We start from the raw sequence: 20,119 nt of genomic DNA on the forward strand, positions 1-20,119 counted from the left end.
TCGCGACCACCGTCTTCAGCGGGTCGATGCTCCTCGCGATCCCGGTCGCGGTCCTTGCCGGGCTGGTCTCGTTCGCCTCCCCGTGCGTGCTCCCGCTCGTTCCCGGCTACGTCGGCTACGTCAGCGGTATGGCCGCCGCGAACGCCGGGTCCGGTCGCACGGCCCGGACGTCGCGCGCCGGCGGCGGCACGACGACGGCCCGCCCGCAGGTCGCCGTCGCCGCCCCCAGCCGTGGCCGCGTCCTGGCCGGCGTCGGCCTGTTCGTCGCCGGGTTCACGCTCGTGTTCGTCGCGCTGATGTTCGCGGCGGGAGCGGTCGGCGTGCACCTCGTCCGCTGGGAGGACGTCATCACCCGCGTGCTCGGCGTCGTCGTGATCCTCATGGGCTTCGCGTTCCTGGGCGCCGTCCCCTTCCTGCAGCGCGAGCGCCGCCTGCACCTCAGCCCGCAGGCAGGGCTGTGGGGTGCGCCGCTCCTCGGCATCGTGTTCGGCCTGGGCTGGACGCCGTGCCTCGGCCCGACGCTCGTCGCCGTCCAGGCGCTGTCGCTCAGCGAGGCGTCGGCGGGCCGCGGCGCGGTCCTCGGGGTCGCGTACTGCGTCGGGCTCGGCGTGCCGTTCCTGCTCATCGCGCTCGGCCTGCAGAGCTCGCAGCGGATGCTGGGCTTCCTGCGCCGCCACCGCCTCGCGGTCATGCGCGTCGGCGGTGCGCTCCTCGTGCTCATCGGCCTCGCGCTCGTCACGGGCCTGTGGGGCACGCTGACCGGGGCGCTGCAGGGCTGGATCGGCGGATTCGTGACGGTGGTGTGATGAGCGACGAGAAGACCGAGCCGAGGTCGGCACCGAGGTATCGCCCGGAGGGCATCGACGACGCGTTCGCCGAGGGTGGCCCGGAGGCAGCCTCGACGCGGCCCGCCGACGGGCAGGACGCAGCGGGGACGGACGGGTCAGCAGGGTCGGCAGGCCCGAGCGTGCCGAGGCTCGGGCTCGTCGGGACGCTGCGCTGGACGTGGCGCCAACTCACGAGCATGCGCGTCGCGCTCATGCTCCTCATGCTGCTCGCGGTCGCGGCGGTGCCCGGGTCGGTGCTGCCGCAGCGCCCGCAGGACCCCGCCGCGGTGCTGCGCTACCTCCAGGACAACCCGACGACGGGGGAGTGGCTCGACCGCCTCGGGTTCTTCGACGTCTACGCGTCCGTCTGGTTCTCCGCGATCTACATCCTGCTGTTCGTCTCGCTCGTGGGCTGCATCCTCCCGCGCACGAAGGCGCACCTGCAGGCGCTGCGCAGCCGCCCGCCGCGCACGCCGCGCCGGTTCGACCGGTTCCCCGCGCAGGGGGACGTCACGACCGACGCGTCGCCCGACGAGGTCGTGGCCGCGGCGCAGACGCACCTGCGCGGCCGCGTGCGGTGGCTGCCGACGTTCCGCGTCGAGACGGGCACGGAGGAGGCGGCCCCCGCCGTCGGGAAGCGGGCGGCGCGGCCGGCCGCGCGGACCGTGGCCGCGGAGCGCGGCTACGTGCGCGAGACGGGCAACCTCGTCTTCCACCTGTCGCTCCTCGGGCTGCTCGTCGCCGTCGCCCTCGGCCAACTCCTGCACTACCGGGGGCAGGCGATCGTCACGGAGGACCGCGGCTTCGCGAACGCCGTCGTGGACTACGACACGTTCGAGAACGGCGCGTGGTTCCGGCCGTCGTCGCTCGTGCCGTTCTCGATGACGCTCGACCGGTTCGAGGCCGAGTTCGCCGCGGACGCCGTCGCGTTCGCGCAGTCGCGCGACTTCACGGCGTTCGTGACGGTGCGCGACCCGGACGGCGCGAGCCACGAGGAGACCATCAAGGTCAACCACCCGCTCACCGCGGGCGGGGCGAAGATCTACCTCCAGGGCAACGGGTACGCGCCCGAGGTGACCGTGCGCGACGCCGACGGCGAGGTCGCGTTCGCCGGCCGCGTGCCCTTCCTGCCCGAGGACACGATGTACACGTCGCGCGGCGTGATCAAGGTGCCGGACGTCTCGCCCGGGCTCGACCAGGTCGGGCTCGTCGGCTCGTTCCTGCCGACGGCGGAGCTCAGCGCGGACGGCACGACGGCGAGCTCGGTCTACCCGCAGCCGATCAACCCGCTCCTCGTGCTCGAGGTGTACCGCGGCGACCTGGGCCTCGACGAGGGTCTGCCGCAGAACGTGTACCGCCTCGACACCGAGGACCTCGAGCCGTCCGTCGACGAGGACGGCGAGCGCGTCAAGGTGCTGGTCGCCCCGGGCGAGACGGTCGAGCTTCCCGACGGCCTGGGCACGATCACGTTCGAGTCGCTGCCGCGCTACGTCGCGCTCGACCTGCGTCACGACCCGTCGCTCACGTGGGTGCTCGTCTTCGCGCTCGGCGCGCTGGGCGGCCTCGCGGTCTCGCTGTTCACGCCGCGCCGCCGCGTGTGGGTGCGCGCGTGGCGCGAGCCGGAGCCCGAGGCGGCGGACGACGCGACCGGGACGGTCCCGGGCGTGCCCCGCGGGCGGACCGTCGTCCGGGTCGCCGGGCTCGCGCGCGGCGACGACGCCGGGCTCCAGGGCGAGGTGGACTCGCTTCTCGCCGCGCTCCCGGGCGTGGCACCATCGGGTGAGGGCGACCTCACCTCCGGTCCGGCGCGCTCGCGCGGGACCTCGTCCTCCGACGCCCGGGGGACCGGATCGACCGCGCGCGGCACGGGCCGCGCACGAAAGGCTGACCGATGACCGTGGCCGAGCTGAGCCAGGACCTCGTGTGGGCGGCGGCGACCGCGCTGACCGTCGCGCTCGTGGCGTTCGCGATCGACCTGTCGCGCCTCGCGGGACGCCGCGACGACGAGCGCACCGACGAGCGGGCGGCCGAACAGGTCCGGCGCCGCGACGCCGCGACGGCGCCGGAGCGCGCCGAGGCTCTCGCCGCGACCGGTGGGGCCGCGGCCGCCTCGCCGTACGGGCCGGGCGACGACGGCGACGACGTGCCGCGCGCCGAGGCCACTGCGGGTGGCGGCGCGGTCGACGGGCCGGCGCCGGTCTCGCGCAAGGCCGCGAACATCGGCATCTCGCTGACGTGGCTCGGCACGGCGCTCCTGCTGGCGGCCATCGTCACGCGCGGCATCGCGGCCGGTCGCACGCCGTGGGCCAACATGTACGAGTTCACGCTCGTGGGCAGCTTCGTGGCGCTCGCCGTGTTCCTCGTCGTCTCGCTCAAGCGGGACGTGCGGTTCCTCGGCTCGTTCGTCACCGGGCTCGCGGTGCTCTTCCTCGTCCTCGCGCAGAACGCGTTCTTCGTCGTCGCCACGGGCGTGCAGCCGGCGCTCCAGTCGTACTGGCTCGTCATCCACGTGGGCGTCGCGATCATCGCGACGGGCATCTTCACCGTCGCGTTCGTCACGTCGGTCCTGCAGCTCCTGCGCGACTCGCGCGACGAGGGGAGCGCGATCCTCGGCCGCCGCGGCTGGCGCTGGCTCGACTCGACGCCCACGCCGACGCAGCTCGAGGCGCTGAGCTTCCGCCTCAACGCCGTCGCGTTCGTCCTGTGGACCTTCACGATCATCGGCGGCGCGATCTGGGCCGAGCACGCCTGGGGCCGCTACTGGGGCTGGGACCCCAAGGAGGTCTGGAGCTTCGTCGTCTGGGTCGTCTACGCGGCCTACCTGCACGCCCGGACGACGCGCGGCTGGTCCGGCCGTCGTGCCGCCTACTTCGTGGTCGTGGGCTACGCGTGCGTCCTGTTCAACTTCACCGGCGTGAACCTGCTGTTCAGCGGGAAGCACTCGTACTCGGGCCTCAACCCGGGCGACTGACGCCCTCCCTCGCGCCGAGAGATGAGCGTCCGCCCCCGGATCGGCCGATCCAGGGGCGGACGCTCACGTCTCGGCGGGAGTGCGCGTGGTCTCAGCGGCTGCCCGGTCCGTCGCGCTCGGGTCCGGTACCGCTCTGGCCGGTGTCCTCGTCCCGCTCCGGGTCCGCGGCGTCGTCGTGCAGGCCGTGGTCCGGGCCGCTCGAGCCCGGGTCGGTTCTCGGTGTCGGTTCGGTTCCCGGTGTCGGGCCCGTGCCGTAGGCCGGGGCGTCGTCGGCTGCGGGGCGGTCCGGGCGGTCGGTGGTGCCGGAGGTCCCGGGCGCCGACGTGTCGTTGCCCTGACGACGCTGCTGCTGCTCGAGGCGCCAGAGGAACTCCGGGTCGTCGTCCGGCGCGAGCGGCACGTTGCGCCGGCGTCGCGCGGGCGGCGTCGACCCGCTCCCGGGGCGCCCGCTCCCGCCGTAGCGGGGGGCGGAGCGCTGCGACCGCTTGACGAGGATCCAGGCGATCGGCCCCACGAACGGCAGCAGGACGATGAGCACGACCCACAGCCCCTTGGGGATCCCGCCCCGGTCCTCCTCGTCGCTCGAGGCGAGGTCGACGAGCGCGTAGACCGCGAGACCGACGGCGATGAGGGGCAGCAGCACGCGAAGCATGCCTCCAGCCTACGGGCCGTACCCTGGAGGAGTGCCCGTCCTCGTCTACTCCGTCCTGCGCCTCCTGCTCTTCGCAGCGGCTCTCGGCGCGCTCTGGCTCGCCGGGATGCGCGGCTGGCTGCTCGTGCTCGTCGCGGCCGTCGTCGCGCTCATGCTGTCCTACCTGACGCTGAACCGGCCCCGCGAGGCGGCGTCGCGCTATCTCGCCGAGCGGGCCGAGCGTCGTGCGCGCACGGGGGAGCGGTTCTCGCGCGAGATCGAGGACGACGCCGCGGTGGAGGACGCCGCGGTCGACGCCGCGGACGGACCCGAGGCGCACCCGACCCGCTGACGGGTCCTTCGTCGCAGGTCGGGCCTGTCGCTACAGCGCGAGACCGACCCCGAGCAGGATCCCGTACGCGAGCTCGAACAGGCCCGTCCCCGCGAGGACCGGCACGAGCAGCGGGCCGCGCGCGCCGGCGATCACGGGCAGCGTGAGCAGGACCGCCGGCAGGAGCAGCACGAGGGTCAGCAGCGTCCACGCCGAGGCGAACGAGCACACGACCGCGAGCAGCAGCGGCACCCAGATCATGAGCACGAACACGCGCCGCGCGCGCCAGTCCCCGAGGCGGACGGCCAGCGTGCGCTTGCCCGCGACGACGTCGGTGGGGATGTCGCGCAGGTTGTTCACCATGAGGAGCGCGCACGCGAGCAGGCCCACGGCGACCGCCCCGACGAGGGACGGCCACGTCACGACGTCCGCCTGGGTGTACGTCGTGCCGAGCGTGGCCACGAGGCCGAAGAAGACGAACACGCCGACCTCGCCGAGCCCGCGGTACCCGTAGGGGTTGCGTCCGCCGGTGTAGTACCAGGCGGCGAGGATCGCGAGGGCGCCCACCGCGAGGAGCCACCAGTGCCCCGAGACCGTGCAGAGCAGGAGGCCGAGCACGGCGGCGAGCCCGAACGCGCCGAACGCCGCGGCGCGCACCTCGCTCGCTCGCGCCGCCCCGGTCGCGGTGAGGCGCATCGGTCCGACCCGCTCGACGTCCGTCCCGCGGATCCCGTCCGAGTAGTCGTTCGCGTAGTTGACGCCGACCTGGAGGGCGAGCGCGACGCCGAGCGCGAGCAGGGCGGGCCAGAACGCGAACCCGTCGACCTGTGCCGCGGCGCCCGAGCCGACGATCACGGGGGTCGCGGCGGCGGGGAGGGTGCGCAGGCGTGCGCCCGCGACCCACTCGGCGGGACTGGCCATGGTGCTCCGATCGGTCGTGCGGCTCGTGCTCAGGCGCCGTCGTGCCCGACGGCGAGCCGCGCCACCGCGGCCCGGTCCACCTTGCCGGGGCCTCGTCGAGGCAGGTCCGTCACGACGAGGACGCGGCGCGGTGCAGCGGCCCGTCCCAGCCTATCCGCGACGCGGCGCCGGATCGCGCCGGACAGCTCGGACGATGCCTGGCCCTGCAGCGTCACGACGGCGACGACCGCCTGCCCCCACTCGGGGTCGGGAACGCCGACGACGCACACCTCGCCGACGCCCTCGACGCCCGCGACCACGTCCTCCACGGCGGCCGGGGCGACGTTGACGCCGCCCGTGACGACGACGTCGTCGGCGCGTCCGAGGACCGTCAGGCGGGGCGGGTCGTCGTCGGTGATCCGGCCGAGGTCGCTCGTGCCGAACCACCGCGACCCGTCGGCGTCGGTGCGGAACGCCGCCGCCGTCGCCGCGTCGTCGCCGAGGTAGCCCTCCGCGAGGACCGGTCCCGAGAGCTCGACGACGCCAGACCCCCGCGCGAGGCGCACGCGCACGCCCGGGAGCGGGACGCCGTCGTAGACGCAGCCGCCGCACGTCTCGGTCATGCCGTAGGTCGTCACGACGCGGGCCCCGGCGGCGCGGGCGCGGTGGAGCAGCGCGGTCGGGGTCGTGGCACCGCCGAGCAGGACGGCGTCGAGCGAGCACAGGGCGTCGAGCCCGCGCGCGCCGCCGTCGGCGCCGGACTCGGCCGCCACGACCAGGCGGTGGAGCTGCGTGGGGACCAGGGAGGCGTAGCGCCGCCCGTCGTGCTGTGCGCGACGGACGAGCGCGGCGAAGCCGTCGGCCGTGAACGGCTCGCCGGCGGGCGCTGCGGTCAGCCCGTGGCCCGCGTGCGCGCGGGCGACGACCTGGACCCCCGCGACGTGCGTGGCGGGCAGGGTGAGCAGCCAGTGGCCCGGACCGCCGAGGCGCGAGTGCGTCGCCTCGCCCGAGGCGCGCAGCGCGCTCGCCGACAGCGCGACCTCCCGCGCAGAGCCCGTCGATCCCGAGGTGCGCAGCACGAGCGCCGCGTCGCCGGGGTCGGCGTCCGCGAGCACCGGGACGGGCGCGACGGGCGGGCCGTCGCCGTCGAGCGCCGCTCCCACGGCCCGGACGAGCTCGGCCAGGTCTGCGGGGACGACGGCGCGGGTCACCCGATCAGCGTAGGTCGGGACGTAGGGTGTCCGGGAACCAGCCAGGGGACGCGCGGGAGCGACGGTCACGGGCGACGGACGAGGGGGTCCGGCGAGCGACGGGAGGGGCGACGGTGAGGATGCTCGCTGGAGGACCACACGGGCGACGCGGGCCACGAGCACCGCGCGGCCGCCGCGCCGTCGGTGGCGTGCTCGCGCTCGCGACGGCCGTGACGCTCGCGGCGTGCGGGGGCGGCGAGCCCGCGGCGCCGGTCACGGAGACCGTCGAGGCGGACAGCTCGGTCGCGAAGGGCGGCCCGCCCGACCCCGTGGTGCCCGTCGTGTGGCCGCTCACGGGCGTCGCCGTCGAGGAGGTCGCGGCGCGTCCGGCCCTCGCCGTGAAGATCGAGAACGCGCCTCAGGCGCGCCCCCAGACCGGCCTCGAGTCCGCCGACGTCGTCTGGGAGGAGGTCGTCGAGGGCGGGATCACGCGGTTCGTCGCGGTCTACCACTCGCAGGCTCCCGAGCTCGTCGGACCGGTGCGCTCGGTACGTCCCATGGACCCTGCGATCGTCGCGCCGCTGCACGGCGTCCTCGCCTACACGGGCGGGCAGGAGCCGTTCGTGGATGCGGTGGGAGCGGCGGGCGTCCAGTCCGTCGTCATGGACCACGGCGACGACGGCTTCGAGACGACCCGGGCCCGCCGGGCCCCGCACAACGTCTACGGGCGGCTCGCGGACTTCTGGGAGCAGGCCGACGACGAGCGCACGTCGCCGCCGCCGGCGCAGCTCGTCCACGCGCGCGAGCCCGGTCGGGGCACGGCGACGGTCTCGGGCACCCCGGCCGCACGGCTGGACGTCGACCTGACGTTCGCGAGCCGGGCGGTGTGGGACTGGGCGGGCGACCAGGGCGCGTACGTGCGGAGCGAGGGCGACGAGCCCGCCGTCTCGGCCGACGACGCACGCCTCGCCGCGACGAACGTCGTGCTGGTCTCCGCGACGATGGTGAACACGCCGTTCACGGATCCCGCGGGGGCGCCGGTCCCGGAGACCCAGCTCGTCGGGTCGGGGGACGCCGTCGTCGCGAGCGGCGGCAAGCACGTCGCGGCGACCTGGTCGAAGGAGGCCGTCGACGCGCCGCTCGTCCTCACCGGCGCCGACGGCGCGCCCGTCCGGCTCGAGCCCGGCACGACCTGGATCGAGCTCGTGCCGACCGGCAGCGGGAGCTGGACGATCGGCTGACCCGTCCTCCTTCGGGCGGACGACCGCTCCCCCCGCGGGAGGAGCGGGCGCCGACCAGGAGCCTCCGCCGGGCCGACGCGCCCGGGCGACCCGGGACGGCACCGTGGAGACATGGCAACCGTCGTCCCGAACCCCGTCCCCCCGTCGTCGGCCCGCACCTCCGGTGAAGGCCCCTCCGTGCCCCCGGCCCCGCCGTCGTTCGCCCCGCGTCCGCAGCGCGACGAGCCCGGCGCCGCGCGCTCGGCCGTCCCCGTCGTCGTCTCCGTCGGCCTGCTCTTCGGGCTCGCCGTCGCCGCCGCGTTCGTCGGCCGCGGCATCATCGAGATGCTCACGGGCATGCTCGGCCAGTGACCGCGCGGCCGTGACCCCCGCGCGGGGCGTGGCCGCCCGTCGCGTCAGAAGGCGTAGCCGAACCGGCCCCAGTCCGGGTCCCGGCGCTCGAGGAACGCGTCGCGGCCCTCGACGGCCTCGTCCGTCATGTAGGCGAGGCGCGTGGCCTCGCCCGCGAACACCTGCTGGCCCATGAGCCCGTCGTCCGCGAGGTTGAACGCGAACTTCAGCATGCGGACCGCCTGCGGCGACTTCGTCGCGATCGTCCGCGCGTACTCCAGGGCGAGCGCCTCGAGGTCCGCGTGGTCGGCGACCTCGTTCACCGCGCCCCACTCGTAGGCGTCCTGCGCCGAGTACTCACGCGCGAGGAAGAAGATCTCCCGCGCCCGCTTCTGCCCGACCTGCCGCGCGAGGTAGGCCGACCCGTACCCGCCGTCGAACGAGCCGACGTTCGCGTCGGTCTGCTTGAACCGCGCGTGCTCGCGGCTCGCGATCGACAGGTCCGCGACGACGTGGAGCGAGTGGCCGCCGCCCGCCGCCCAGCCGTTGACGACCGCGACGACGACCTTGGGCATCGTGCGGATCAGGCGCTGCACCTCGAGGATGTGCAGCCGGCCGGCGCGGGCGGGGTCGACGTGGTCCGCGGTCTCGCCCAACTGCGCGCCGTCGCCGGCAGGGTTCTCGACGGCGGTCGTGTACTGGTAGCCGGACCGGCCGCGGATGCGCTGGTCGCCGCCCGAGCAGAACGCCCAGCCACCGTCCTTGGGCGACGGGCCGTTCCCCGTGAGCAGGACGGTCCCGACGTCGGACGTCATGCGCGCGTGGTCGAGGACGCGGTAGAGCTCGTCGACGGTGTGCGGGCGGAACGCGTTGCGCACCTCGGGGCGGTCGAACGCGACGCGCACGACGGGCAGGTCGCGCAGCACCTCGCCGGGCGCGCCGTCGGCACCGGCAGAGCCCCGCTCGACCCCGCGGTGGTAGGTGATGTCCGTCAGTCCTTCGAATCCGGCGACCTCGCGCCAGGCGAGCTGGTCGAAGGTCTCGGACACCTGGCGGGGCGGAGGGGTCCCTCCGGCGGTCGCCGCGTCGGGGCCGACGGCGGGTGCGGTGTCGTCAGGACTGCTCGGGCTGCTCGGGCTGCTCACGAGCGCCACGGTAGCCGGTCGACCGCCGGCTCGGGTGCCGGCTGAGGTGCCGACCGAGGTGCCGGCTCGGGTGCCGGCCCGCGTGGCGCGTGACGGCGCGGGGCGAGTCCCAGCGCGAGCCCGGCGCCGACGGCGAGCACCCCCGCGACGGCGTGCCAGGTCGCGCTCTCGACGCCGAGCGCGACGGAGGCTGCGAGGGCTGCGACCGGCATGAGCCCGGCGAAGAGGCCCGCGCGCGCAGCCCCCAGTCTCGCGAGCCCCGAGTACCACAGGAGGAAGGCGACGGCCGTGACGACGACGGCCAGGTAGGCGAGCGCGGCGGTCTCCGTCGCGGTCGGCACCGCGAGGAACGGCCCGGGGAGCAGCAGGCCGCCCAGCGCGAGCTGCGGGACGGCGAGCCCGCACGCCCAGGCGGAGACCCGCAGCGGGCCGAGGGTCGACAGCAGCGGCAGCGCGAGGAGCGAGAAGCAGACCTCGCACGCGAGCGCGCCGAGGGCGAGCCCGAGCCCGACGAGGTCGACCGCACCGGGACCTTCGACGAGCACGACCCCGCCGGTCACGGCGAGGGCCGCGAGCCCGGTGCGGGCATCGACACGCCGCTCGCGGAGCGCCGCTGCGACGGCGAGGACCACGGGTGTCGCCCCGACGACGGCGCCGATGAGCGACGGGTCGGCACGGTCGGCGCCGCGCACGACGAGGACGCTGAAGGCGACGAGCCCGGTCGCGGAGAGCGCCACGAGCCGTCCCGTCTGCCGCGCGGTCGGCCGGACCCACGGGACCCGGCGCCAGGCGAGGACGCCGACGAGGACGAGGGCGCCCACCGCGTAGCGCACCGCCTGCCCGCCGAGCAGCGGGTAGTCGGCGAGGGCGGCCGACGCCACGAACGACGCGCCGACGACGAGCATGCCCGCCGCGCAGAGGATCGAGGCCCGCGCGACGGACAGGCCGTCGCCGGCGACGCCGGACGGCGGGAGGACGCGGGACGCCGGCGGGGCCGGGCGGGCGGTGGACGTGGTCACCCTGCGACGGTAGAAAAGGTCTGGTCCATGCGGACAGGGCCAGATCGATTCTGGTTCACTGGTCCAGATGACGGATCTCGCTCAGCACCGGCTGGAACCCGACGCGCTGCTCCTCCTGCTGGGGCCGCGACCCGACGGTGCCGTCGGACGGTGGATCGAGGACGGGCTGAGGACCGCGATCGTCGACGGGCGGCTGAGCGCCGGTGCCGTGCTGCCCTCGAGCCGGGACACCGCGACGGCGCTCGGCGTCGCGCGCGGGACGGTCACCACGGCGCTCGACCTGCTCGTGGGCGACGGGCTGCTCGTCAGCAGACCTCGTGCCGGGGTCGCGGTGGCGGCTCTCCGCGGCCCGTCCGCGGCGTCGGCGAGCATGGCGAGCGACCCCGTCCCCGCGCCTCGCCCTGCCCGTGCGCCGAGCGTCGGGACGCCCGACCCGGCGCTCTTCCCGCGCACGGCCTGGTCGCGCGCGGTGCGGTCCGCGACGGCAGGCCTCCCGGACTCGGACCTCGGCTACCCGGACCCACAGGGGCTCCCCGCGCTGCGGGAGGCGCTCGCGGACCACCTCCGGCAGGCGCGGGGCGCGCAGGCCCGGGCGCGCGACGTCGTCGTGGTGAGCGGCGTGGCCCAGGGCCTCACGCTGCTCGCCGGCCTGCTCGCGGCGCGGGGCGCCGGGACGTCGGCGCCTCCGCGCGTCGCGGTCGAGGACCCCTCGTCACCCGGAGCCGTCGACCTGCTCCTCGCGGCGGGGCTCGGCGTCGACCCCGTCCCGGTCGACGACGACGGCCTCCGCACCGACCTGCTCCCCGACGCGAGCGCGGTGCTCGTCACGCCGGCGCACCAGTTCCCGCTCGGCGTCGTGCTGGCGCCGGACCGGCGGCGGGAGGTCCTCGCCTGGGCGGGGGCGGGCGACCGGTACGTGCTCGAGGACGACTACGACGCCGAGCTCCGGTACGACCGGCGCCCTGTCGCCGCCCTCCAGGCGATGGACCCCGACCGGGTCGTGCTCCTCGGCTCGGTGTCGAAGATGCTCTCGCCGGCGCTGCGCCTCGGCTGGGTCCTGGCGCCGCCGCAGCTCGTCGGGCCCCTCGTCGAGGCGAAGACGCGGGCCGACCTCGGCTGCTCGGTCCCCGAGCAGGCGGCGCTCGCGGACCTCCTGCGCGGCGGCGCCTACGGTCGCCACCTGCGCCGCGTGCGCACGATCTACCGCCGCCGTCGCGCGGTCCTGCTCGACGCGCTCGCCGCCCAGGCTCCGGGCCTCCGGGTGCGTGGTGTCGACGCCGGGCTGCACGTGGTGGTGGAGCTCGGGTCGCGCGGGGCCGAGGAGGAGGCCGTCCGCGTCCTCGCGGGGGCGGGTGTCCCGGCGCTGGCGCTGAGCGCGACGGGCGCGAGGCCCGGCGAGCGGTTCGGGGTCGTCGTCGGCACCGCCAGGGTGCGGGACGGCCAGGTGGGCGCCGTGGTGCGAGCCGTCCGGGCGAAGTAGTGGTACGTTAGTACCACTTAGCGCACGACGGCGGGATCTGCCACCCGGTGCGCCGACCCACGGAGAGTCCTCATGGCGCTCGCATGGATCGTCCTCATCCTGTCCGGAATGCTCGAGGCCGGCTGGGCCCTGAGCCTCAAGGCGTCGGAGGGCTTCAGCAAGCTCTGGCCGAGCGTCTCGTTCGTCGTGCTGCTCGTGCTCAGCATGGTCGGGTTGAGCTACGCCCTCAAGACCCTGCCCGTGGGCGTCGCCTACGGCGTGTGGGTGGGGATCGGGGCCGCGCTGACAGCGGTCCTCGCCATCGTCCTGTTCGACGAGCCCGTCACGGTCCTCAAGGTCATCTCCCTCGTGCTGATCGTCGCCGGGGTGGTCGGGCTCAACCTGTCCGGTGGGGGCCACTGATGCCCGAGACGTCGAGGGAGCTCGCGCCCCCCGAGGGCACGCCCACCGGACCTCGTCGACAGGCGCGTGGCACCGCGCGCCGCGACGCGATCGTCCGGGCGGCCGCCGACCTCATCCTGCGCGAGGGGCCCGCCGCCGTGACGCACCGTGCGGTCGCCGCTCGCGCCCAGGTCCCGCTGGCGGCGACGACCTACTACTTCACCGGTCTCGACGACCTCATCGGCGCCGCGGGGCGGATGATCGTCGACGGGTGGGCCGAGCACGCGCGCGACGCCGCGGCGCGGGCCATCCGGCGGGCCTCGTCCGGGCGGAGGGCGGCCACCACCGGCGCCGAGGCCCTCGTCGACTCCGTCCTGCTGCCCGGCGGCGAGGCAGAGGTGCGCGGGTTCTACGAGCACCTCGTCGGCGCGGGAAGGTACCCGGCCCTCGCGCACGCGTACGCCGAGGGACGGCACCAGCTCGACACCGCCGTCGCCCACGTCCTCACGGTGCTCGGCGTGGAGCGGGTGAGCCCCGGGCTCCTCGTCGCCGTCGTCGACGGCGCCGCGGTGAGCGCGCTGAGCGAGGGCCGCGACGTGCGTGGCCTCGCCGTGCGGCTCGTCGCCGACCTGCTGGGCGACGACGGGCAGAGCAGCTAGACCTCGTCCCGGTACGCAGGCCCGGCGACCGGGACCGGCCGACTGGGACCGGCCGACCGGGACCGGGCCGCGCTCGACGGGGGCCGTGGCGGGTGGTGGCATAGCCTGGGGGCGTGCCCGACCCCCGCTCCGCCGTCGTCTACCGCACCCGCCTGACCACGCGCTTCCGCGGCCTCGACGCACGCGACGGCGTGCTCCTGCGGGGCGACGCCGGGTGGGGCGAGTTCTCCCCGTTCTGGGACTACGACGACGCCGAGTCCGCCGCATGGCTGCGCGCCGCGCACGAGGCCGCCGACGACGGCTGGCCCGCTCCGGTGCGCGACGTCGTCCCGGTCAACGTCACGGTGCCGGCCGTCGGGCCCGAGCGCGCGCGGGAGATCGTCGCCGCGTCCGGCGGGTGCCGCACCGCCAAGGTGAAGGTCGCCCAGCGCGGGCCGGACGGTGCCCTCGAACCGCTCGCGGACGAGGTCGCGCGGCTCGAGGCCGTGCGCGACGCGCTCGGCCCCGGCGGCCGGGTGCGCGTCGACGCGAACGGCGCGTGGGACGTCGACGACGCGCTGCGCCGCCTGCCGCACCTCGACCGCGCCGCGGGCGGTCTCGAGTACGTCGAGCAGCCGTGCGCGGACGTCGCCGGTCTCGCCGCCGTCCGTCGCGGGCAGCCGGGCGACAGGGCGGTGCCCGTCGCCGCCGACGAGTCGGTCCGTCGCGCCGAGGACCCGCTCGCGGTGGTCCGCGCCGACGCGGCCGACGTGGTCGTGCTCAAGGTGCAGCCGCTCGGCGGTGTGCGGGCGTGCCTCGAGCTCGCCGCGCAGGTCGGGGTGCCCGTGGTGGTGTCGTCCGCGCTCGAGTCGTCGGTCGGGATCGCGGCGGGAGTGGCGCTCGCGGCCGCACTGCCCGAGCTGCCGTACGCGTGCGGTCTCGCGACGGTCCAGCTCCTCGCCGACGACGTCACCGACTCCCCGCTCCTGCCGGTCGACGGCGTGCTGCCCGTCGCTCGCCCCGAGCCCGCGCCCGGCCGGCTCGCCGCGTGCGCGCCCGACGGCGACACCGACCGTCGCTGGCGCGACCGGCTCGACCGGGTCTCCGCGCTCGTGGGCGCCTCCGCCTCGGCGGCGCGGCGATGAGCGGCGCGGTGACGGGCGGCGCGGTGACGGGCGGCGCTCCGGGCGAGACGGCCGGGGCGCAGCAGCCGCCCGCGGTGCGCGCCGCGTGCGCGCTCGTGGCCCGGCTCGTCCGCGAGGGCGTGCGCGACGTCGTGCTCGCGCCCGGCTCGCGCTCCGCGCCGCTCGCGTACGCGGTCGCGGCGGCGGCGGACGCCGGCCTCCTGACGCTCCACGTGCGCGTCGACGAGCGGTCGGCCGCGTTCCTCGCGCTGGGCCTCGCGCGCGGGAGCGCGCCGGTCGAGGCCGCGGGCGGGGTCGCGATGCCACGGCCGGTCGCCGTCGTCACGACGTCCGGAACGGCGGTGGCGAACCTCCACCCCGCGGTGCTCGAGGCGCACCACGCGGGCGTGCCCCTCGTGCTCCTCACCGCCGACCGACCGCACGAGCTGCGCGGCACGGGCGCCAACCAGACCACCGACCAGGTGGGGATCTTCGGGTCGGCGGTGCGCCTCGTCGTCGACCAGCCCGCGCCCGACGGGCGGGACGGCGAGCTGCGCGACCTCCTCGCCGTGGCGACGCGTGCCCTCGCCGCGGCGACCGGCGCACGCACCGGCGCTCCCGGTCCCGTGCACCTCGACCTCGCGTACCGCGAGCCGCTCGTCCCCGTCAGCGCCCTCGGCGCGGCGGACGTCGACCCCGCGACGGCCGGTGTCCGCCGGACAGGGGTCGTCCCGGCGCTGGTGTCCGGTCCGCGGCAGGGGTGGCCCACCGGGAGGACCGTGGTCGTCGCGGGCGACGGCGCCGGAGCGGTCGCCCGCGAGCTCGCCGAAGCGCGCGGCTGGCCGCTGCTCGCCGAGCCGTCGTCGGGTGCCGTCGGAGGACCGAACGCCGTGCCGGCGGCGTCGCTCGTGCTCGGCGTGGCCGAGCTCGCGGACGACGTCGAGGAGGTCGTCGTGCTCGGCCGCCCCACCCTCACGCGTCCGGTCCAGCGGCTGCTCGGCCGCGAGGACGTGTCCGTCGCGGTCGTCGCGCCTGCAGGTGCACCGTGGCCCGACGCCGCACGCAACGCGTGGTCGGTGCTCCCTGCCGTCCCGCCGGAGTGGCTCGTGCCGGCGCCCGAGGTACCGGCGGCCGCCGACGCCGAGGAGGCCGACCGGCGCTGGCCGGCCCGGTGGCGCGCCGCGGCCCGGGCGGCCGCGCGCGTCGTCGACGCCGCGACCACCGGAGACCGCCCGACCGGCCCGGCCGTCGCGCGCGCCGTCGCGGAGGCGTGCGGAGCCGACGACGTGCTGGTCGTCGGGTCGTCCAACCCGGTGCGCGACCTGGACGTCGTGCTCGGCGTCGCGCTCGCCGAGGACGCCGCTGACGACCGCGCCCACGATGCGGTGTCCCGCACCGGACGCGGCGCGCCGCGCGTCGTCGCGAACCGCGGCCTCGCGGGGATCGACGGCACCGTCTCGACCGCGCTCGGCGTCGCGCTCGCCGAGGCCCGGCGCGGACGGCGGACGCGGGCGCTGCTCGGCGACCTGACCTTCCTGCACGACGTGGGCGGGCTCCTGCGCGGGCCGCACGAGCCGCACGTCGACCTGCAGCTCGTGGTCGTCAACGACGACGGCGGGTCGATCTTCGCGGGGCTCGAGCCCGGCGCGCTGGGGGAGTCGTCGACGGCCGCCGGTGCGACGTTCGAGCGCGTCTTCTCGACGCCGCACGGCGCGAACCTCGCGCACCTGTGCTCCGGGTACGGCGTGGACCACCAGCTCGTGCCCGACGTCGCGTCGCTGCGGCACGCGCTCGCCGCGCCGAGCCACGGGGTGCAGGTGCTCGAGATCCAGGTTCCGCGGACCGACCGGCGGGCGGACGCCGCAGCGCTCGCCGCGGCGGTAGACACCGCCGTCGTGGAGGCGCTCGCGGGCTGACGCGTGCGTGCGCCCCCTCGGTGCGGGCACCGCGTAGGTGGCGTCGGCCGTCGGGTCGTCCGGGAAGGCGCCGCGCAGGATTCGCAGCCGATTCCCAGGAACGCTCAAGGGTCGTTCAAGGCCAGGGGTGTGAAGTAGTGGGCAGAACCGAGGAGGCCCACCATGTCGAACGACACCCCCACCGCGCCGATGCAGCCCGTCGAGCACCCGCAGACGCAGCCGACCGCTCCGCTCGCGGTGCCGCAGCACGTCCAGCAGGTCCAGTTCGCCCAGCCGGCCGCGCCGCAGCAGCCGGCCGCGCCGCAGCAGGCGGCCACGAACCCGTACGCCCGTCCGGCGCAGGCTGCCGCGGGTACGCCGGCCGGACCCGGCGCCGGCGCGGCGTCGGGCGGGTACGGCGCCGTGCCGCCGCCTCCGGCACCGCCCGTGCAGGGCGGGCCCACCGGTCCGCGCTCCGAGCGCCGTCGCACCTGGGTGCCCGTCGTGAGCGCCGCTGCCGCAGCCGCGATCGTCGCGAGCCTCGGCACCGCCGGGCTCGTCCTTGCGGTCGACGACGACACCTCGCCGAACAGCTCGCTCGCGCAGGTCGGGCAGCAGCAGGACGAGTCGACCACGGCCCCCGTCTCGAGCTCGTCCTCGCAGAACCCCGACTGGGAGGCCGTGACGCAGGCCGTCGCGCCGTCGGTCGTGGCGATCCAGGTCCAGACGCAGTCCGGCGGCGGTGAGGGCTCGGGCGTCATCATCGACGACCAGGGCCACGTCGTGACGAACAACCACGTGGTCGCGGGCGCCGTCGACGACACCGTCCAGGTGACCCTCAGCGACGGCCGCCTGTTCGAGGCGACGATCGTCGGGCTCGACCCGGCGACGGACCTCGCCGTCGTGCAGATCAAGGACGCCCCGGACGACCTGCAGCCCGCGACGCTCGGCGACTCGGACGACGTGAGCGTCGGCGAGTCGGTCCTCGCGGTGGGCAACCCGCTGGGTCTCGCGAACACCGCGACGACGGGCATCGTGTCCGCCGTGGACCGGCCCGTCTCCGCCTCGGGCTCCGAGGGCGGCACGTCGGTGGTGACCAACGCCATCCAGATCGACGCCGCGATCAACCCCGGCAACTCGGGCGGGCCGCTGTTCGACGCGCAGGGCAGGGTCATCGGCATCACGTCCTCGATCGCGTCGCTGTCGAGCGGCGGGAGCCAGTCCGGCTCGATCGGTCTGGGCTTCGCGATCCCCGTGAACCTCGCGAAGACGATCGGCGGTCAGCTCGTCGAGAACGGCACCGCGGAGCACGCGTTCCTCGGGGTCTCCCTCTCGGACGCGACCGCGACGGCCGACGGCGTGACGCGCCGCGGCGCGCAGGTCGCCGAGGTCACCGAGGGATCGCCCGCCGCCGAGGCCGGCATCGAGAGCGGTGACGTGATCGTCGCGATCGACGGCGACCCAGTCGGCGGTGCGGAGTCGCTCACCGCGTTCGTCCGCGAGCGTGCGGCCGGCGCGAACGCGGCGCTCACCGTCGTCCGCGACGGCGAGACCCTCGAGGTCGACGTGACCCTCGCGACGCGCCCCGCCGACCAGGAGACCACCGGCGAGGGCTCGGAGGGCTCGGACGGTTCCGGCCAGGGCCAGCTCCCGGAGGGCCAGCTGCCCGAGGGCCAGGACGGCCAGGGCCAGGTGCCCGAGGGCCAGGGCGACCAGCAGGGCGAGCAGGGTCAGGAGACCGACCCCAGCGACCCGGGCAACGTCCCGAACCCGTTCGACTGGTTCTTCGGCGGACAGGGCTGACCCACCGCCGCTGTCTTCCGCTGCGCCGTCCTCCCATCCGGCGCGACGGGACCGGCGGAGCGCTGCGGACGTCCCCCCGCGCGCACCGCCCGGCCGGCACGGACCTGGTCCGTGCCGGCCTTCGGCGTCCCCGGGGTCAGGTCGGTCCAGCGGTGACGTCAGGGCCGTCCCAGCCCGCGTCGTCGGACGACAAGCCACCGAGCGTCGCCGTGTCGGTCGCGGGCCCTCCGGACGTGAGGGGCTTGGTGAAGAACCCCGCGGTCCGCGCGTAGCCGTGGGCCGTCGAGAACTCCTCGCAGACGGCCGTCGCGATCGCCGCCCGGGCGGCGCCGGCCTCGACCGCCCAGTCCTCCGCGGACGACAGCAGGGCGCGGCCCACGCCGCGACGCCGGTGCGCGGAGGCGACGGCCACCTCCTCGACGCGGCACACGTCGCCGTCGGCGGCGAAGCTCAGGTGTCGGTTCGCCAGGACGTAGCCGACGACGCCCTCGCCCGGCAGCTCGGCCACCGCGAACCAGGTGTCGAGCGCACCGAGCAGCGGGCCGAACGACCGGTCGAACGCCCGTCGCTCGGGTGCGTCGGGCCGGAGCTCCGCGACGAGGGGCCAGACGGCGTCGCGGTCGGTGACCGTCGCACGCCGGACGAGGACGCCGGCGCGGCCACGATCGGGACCGGTGACGGACGAGCCGGGAGGAAGGGAGGATTCGGACACCTGCGCGAACCTAGCAGCGGCCCGAACTCCCTGGACAGAGGCGTCCGGTGCGCGGTCGGGTGCTCGCGGTGGTGACGTTCCCCACACCCGCCGGCTCGACGGCGACGGCCGGCGCCCACCACCGGCTCAGGAGCCGAGCGCGTACCGCAGGGGCTCGAGCTTTGCCTCGGACTCCGCGAGCTCGGCCGCCGGGTCCGACGCGGCGACGATGCCGCAGCCCGCGAAGAGCCGCACGTCGCGCGGGTCCGATGCGGAGAGCTCGGCCGAGCGCAGCGCGATGCCCCACTCGCCGTCGCCGTCCGCACCGAGCCAGCCCACGGGACCGGCGTAGCGGGAGCGGTCCATGCCCTCGATCTCGCGGATGAGGTCGCGCGCGGCCTCGGTCGGGGTGCCGCACACAGCGGCCGACGGGTGCAGCGCCGCCGCGAGCGCGAGGCTCGTCGGCGCCGCAGCCGGGCGCGACGCGCCGCCGCGCGCGAGGACGCCCGTGACGTCGGACGCGAGGTGCATGACGTTCGGCAGATGGAGCACGAACGGCGTGTCGGGGACGTTCATCGACGAGCAGAACGGCGCGAGCGCCTGCGCGACGGAGGTCACGGCGTACTCGTGCTCCTCGAGGTCCTTGGACGACCGCGCGAGCTGTGCCGCGCGCAGGAGCGCCTCGTCGTCGGACAGCCCGGCCCGCCGGATCGTGCCCGCGAGCACGCGCGACGTGACGAGGCCCTTCTCGCTGCGCACGAGCAGCTCGGGCGTCGCGCCGACCATGCCGTCGACCGAGAAGGTCCAGCACGCCTCGTACGCCGTGGCGAGGCGTGCGAGCAGCCAGCGCGGGTCGACCGGCGCGCTCGTGCGGGCCACGACGTCGCGCGCGAGCACGACCTTCTCGAGCGCCCCGGCGCGGATGCGCTCGACACCCTCCGCGACGACGGCGGCCCAGTCGTCCGCGCGCAGGGCGCCGTCGTGCCACGTGACCTCACCGGGCGGCGTGACGGGCGTGCGCGGCGTGCGGGCCAGCGCGGCGGCGGGGGAGGAGGACAGCGAGCCCGCGGTGTCGACCGTCGTGAGCCACGTCGTCCCGTCGCGGCGACCGACGACGACGCGCGGGACCACGAGCACCCCGCCTGCCCGCAGCGGCTCGTGCGCGTCGTCGCCGGGCGCGGAGTCGTCGAACGCGAACGTGCCGAACGCCACCGGCCCGGTGCCCGGCAGGCCGACCTCGTCGCGCACGACGGCGCGCGCGAGGGTCTCGTGCCATGCCGCCTCGGCGTCGGCGAACCGGCCCGGTCCCCACGTCTCGAGGCGCAGCGCCTCGCCCCAGCCCACGATCCCGTCGCCGCGGCGCACCCAGCTGAGGGGCCGCGCGTCGGGCAGGAGGTCGACGAGCGCGGCGGGACCACCGGGGAGGTCGTCGATCCGGCTGGTCCGGACGACGAGCGGGTGGGGCTGGACGGCCGGGGCCGCCGACGGTTCTGCAGTCATCGCCACCCAGGGTAAGCGCGCC

At 76.2% G+C, this 20,119-nt stretch carries 19 protein-coding genes; 12 read left to right on the forward strand and 7 right to left on the reverse strand.

All coding sequences use genetic code 11. The features are described 5' to 3' along the window. The first annotated feature begins 26 nt into the window (after nucleotides 1-26). The 3 genes from NFS20_RS19425 to ccsB are packed head-to-tail and all read left to right on the forward strand — an operon-like array spanning nucleotide 27 to nucleotide 3,798. The gene (locus NFS20_RS19425; protein WP_251153593.1) at nucleotides 27-806 is read left to right on the forward strand and encodes a cytochrome c biogenesis CcdA family protein; all 780 of its coding nucleotides are present in this window, start codon (nucleotides 27-29) and stop codon (nucleotides 804-806) included. Next, entirely contained in the window at nucleotides 806-2,722 is a 1,917-nt protein-coding gene (resB, locus tag NFS20_RS19430; RefSeq protein WP_251153452.1) for a cytochrome c biogenesis protein ResB, read from the forward strand. The genes NFS20_RS19425 and resB overlap by 1 nt, the downstream gene beginning before the upstream one ends. Then, nucleotides 2,719-3,798 carry a c-type cytochrome biogenesis protein CcsB gene (ccsB, locus tag NFS20_RS19435; protein WP_251153453.1) on the forward strand — a complete coding sequence of 360 codons (1,080 nt, stop codon included), beginning with the start codon at nucleotides 2,719-2,721 and terminating at the stop codon, nucleotides 3,796-3,798. The genes resB and ccsB overlap by 4 nt, the downstream gene beginning before the upstream one ends. 91 nt (nucleotides 3,799-3,889) lie before the next feature. Here ccsB and NFS20_RS19440 read toward each other — a convergent pair whose 3' ends face one another. Next, a complete protein-coding gene (locus tag NFS20_RS19440) occupies nucleotides 3,890-4,450 on the reverse strand; it encodes a PLD nuclease N-terminal domain-containing protein (protein ID WP_251153454.1) in 561 nt (186 codons plus the stop codon). Between the two features lie 31 nt (nucleotides 4,451-4,481). Between NFS20_RS19440 and NFS20_RS19445 the strand changes: the two genes are divergently transcribed. Next, nucleotides 4,482-4,781: a DUF4229 domain-containing protein gene (locus tag NFS20_RS19445; RefSeq protein WP_251153455.1), complete on the forward strand. Its 300-nt coding sequence runs from the start codon at nucleotides 4,482-4,484 to the stop codon at nucleotides 4,779-4,781. A 30-nt stretch (nucleotides 4,782-4,811) separates the two neighbouring features. On the opposite strand, the gene NFS20_RS19450 is transcribed toward NFS20_RS19445, so the two are convergent. Further along, nucleotides 4,812-5,681, reverse strand: a complete 870-nt coding sequence (locus tag NFS20_RS19450; protein WP_251153456.1) for a 1,4-dihydroxy-2-naphthoate polyprenyltransferase — start codon at nucleotides 5,679-5,681, stop codon at nucleotides 4,812-4,814. A gap of 29 nt (nucleotides 5,682-5,710) precedes the next feature. Continuing rightward, on the reverse strand, nucleotides 5,711-6,871 hold the full coding sequence (locus tag NFS20_RS19455; RefSeq protein WP_251153457.1) for an AMP-binding protein: 1,161 nt from the start codon (nucleotides 6,869-6,871) through the stop codon (nucleotides 5,711-5,713). Between the two features lie 188 nt (nucleotides 6,872-7,059). Between NFS20_RS19455 and NFS20_RS19460 the strand changes: the two genes are divergently transcribed. Together NFS20_RS19460 and NFS20_RS19465 are read left to right on the forward strand one after the other, a co-directional pair. After that, on the forward strand, nucleotides 7,060-8,091 hold the full coding sequence (locus NFS20_RS19460; protein WP_251153458.1) for a DUF3048 domain-containing protein: 1,032 nt from the start codon (nucleotides 7,060-7,062) through the stop codon (nucleotides 8,089-8,091). A gap of 111 nt (nucleotides 8,092-8,202) precedes the next feature. Beyond that, nucleotides 8,203-8,442, forward strand: a complete 240-nt coding sequence (locus tag NFS20_RS19465) for a hypothetical protein (RefSeq protein ID WP_251153459.1) — start codon at nucleotides 8,203-8,205, stop codon at nucleotides 8,440-8,442. A 44-nt stretch (nucleotides 8,443-8,486) separates the two neighbouring features. On the opposite strand, the gene NFS20_RS19470 is transcribed toward NFS20_RS19465, so the two are convergent. Continuing rightward, the gene (locus tag NFS20_RS19470) at nucleotides 8,487-9,470 is read right to left on the reverse strand and encodes a 1,4-dihydroxy-2-naphthoyl-CoA synthase (RefSeq protein ID WP_251153594.1); all 984 of its coding nucleotides are present in this window, start codon (nucleotides 9,468-9,470) and stop codon (nucleotides 8,487-8,489) included. 92 nt (nucleotides 9,471-9,562) lie between these two features. Beyond that, nucleotides 9,563-10,585 (reverse strand): DMT family transporter, encoded by a 1,023-nt coding sequence (locus NFS20_RS19475; RefSeq protein WP_251153460.1) that lies wholly within the window; start codon nucleotides 10,583-10,585, stop codon nucleotides 9,563-9,565. Nucleotides 10,586-10,652: 67 nt separating this feature from the next. Between NFS20_RS19475 and pdxR the strand changes: the two genes are divergently transcribed. The 6 genes from pdxR to NFS20_RS19505 all read left to right on the forward strand — a co-directional run bounded on the left by pdxR (nucleotide 10,653) and on the right by NFS20_RS19505 (nucleotide 17,906). Continuing rightward, a complete protein-coding gene (gene pdxR, locus NFS20_RS19480; RefSeq protein WP_251153461.1) occupies nucleotides 10,653-12,065 on the forward strand; it encodes a MocR-like pyridoxine biosynthesis transcription factor PdxR in 1,413 nt (470 codons plus the stop codon). Nucleotides 12,066-12,137: 72 nt separating this feature from the next. Continuing rightward, on the forward strand, nucleotides 12,138-12,467 hold the full coding sequence (locus NFS20_RS19485; protein ID WP_251153462.1) for a DMT family transporter: 330 nt from the start codon (nucleotides 12,138-12,140) through the stop codon (nucleotides 12,465-12,467). Further along, entirely contained in the window at nucleotides 12,467-13,105 is a 639-nt protein-coding gene (locus NFS20_RS19490) for a TetR/AcrR family transcriptional regulator (RefSeq protein ID WP_251153463.1), read from the forward strand. Before NFS20_RS19485 ends, NFS20_RS19490 begins: the two co-directional genes overlap by 1 nt. Nucleotides 13,106-13,218: 113 nt before the next feature. After that, nucleotides 13,219-14,229, forward strand: a complete 1,011-nt coding sequence (locus NFS20_RS19495) for an o-succinylbenzoate synthase (RefSeq protein ID WP_251153464.1) — start codon at nucleotides 13,219-13,221, stop codon at nucleotides 14,227-14,229. Continuing rightward, nucleotides 14,226-16,124 (forward strand): 2-succinyl-5-enolpyruvyl-6-hydroxy-3-cyclohexene-1-carboxylic-acid synthase, encoded by a 1,899-nt coding sequence (gene menD, locus NFS20_RS19500; protein ID WP_251153465.1) that lies wholly within the window; start codon nucleotides 14,226-14,228, stop codon nucleotides 16,122-16,124. Before NFS20_RS19495 ends, menD begins: the two co-directional genes overlap by 4 nt. A gap of 162 nt (nucleotides 16,125-16,286) precedes the next feature. Beyond that, the gene (locus NFS20_RS19505; protein WP_251153466.1) at nucleotides 16,287-17,906 is read left to right on the forward strand and encodes a S1C family serine protease; all 1,620 of its coding nucleotides are present in this window, start codon (nucleotides 16,287-16,289) and stop codon (nucleotides 17,904-17,906) included. A 136-nt stretch (nucleotides 17,907-18,042) separates the two neighbouring features. On the opposite strand, the gene NFS20_RS19510 is transcribed toward NFS20_RS19505, so the two are convergent. Further along, nucleotides 18,043-18,618 carry a GNAT family N-acetyltransferase gene (locus tag NFS20_RS19510; RefSeq protein WP_251153467.1) on the reverse strand — a complete coding sequence of 192 codons (576 nt, stop codon included), beginning with the start codon at nucleotides 18,616-18,618 and terminating at the stop codon, nucleotides 18,043-18,045. Nucleotides 18,619-18,744: 126 nt separating this feature from the next. Then, the gene (locus NFS20_RS19515; protein WP_251153468.1) at nucleotides 18,745-20,097 is read right to left on the reverse strand and encodes an isochorismate synthase; all 1,353 of its coding nucleotides are present in this window, start codon (nucleotides 20,095-20,097) and stop codon (nucleotides 18,745-18,747) included. Nucleotides 20,098-20,119 lie beyond the last annotated feature (22 nt).

It is taken from the genome of Cellulosimicrobium sp. Marseille-Q4280 (assembly GCF_943181405.1).
Lineage (GTDB): Bacteria > Actinomycetota > Actinomycetes > Actinomycetales > Cellulomonadaceae > Cellulosimicrobium.